We start from the raw sequence: 285 nt of genomic DNA, 5'->3' as shown, positions 1-285 counted from the left end.
GATATTAGAGGCACCGACACATGGACGTTTGCATATGCTATGACCGGCCACAGCGCACAGGGCTCTCAGTGGGATCGCACGCTCATCATCGACGAGTCTGATGTGTTTGCTGACCAGAAGTGGGAACATTTGTACACCCAATTGACGCGGACCGCAGTATCCGCAAATTTGTACCTATGAAGGATTACTAAATGACTCAACCCGGATACGTTATGTCCGAAGTAGTTCCCGGCATTCTCAGCGCAGTGCCGAGCCGTAGTGTGGTATTGACCGAAGATGATATCA

1 protein-coding gene is annotated in these 285 nt (G+C 50.5%); it reads left to right on the top strand.

The features are described from left to right. The first annotated feature begins 39 nt into the window (after positions 1-39). Positions 40-180, top strand: a complete 141-nt coding sequence (locus tag AC1RPQ_RS08405; protein WP_471654395.1) for an ATP-binding domain-containing protein — start codon at positions 40-42, stop codon at positions 178-180. Positions 181-285: the final 105 nt, after the last annotated feature.

This window comes from Dellaglioa sp. CoH-57-MRSF-21 (assembly GCF_056781915.1).
The sequence above is the reverse complement of the archived record's forward strand: the minus strand, read 5'-3'. Positions and strand labels throughout refer to the sequence as shown.

What these genes read in the sequence shown, in the direction of transcription:
- AC1RPQ_RS08405 (WP_471654395.1), top strand. Translation starts at nt 40, where the DNA reads ATGACCGGCCACAGCGCACAGGGCTCTCAGTGGGATCGCACGCTCATC.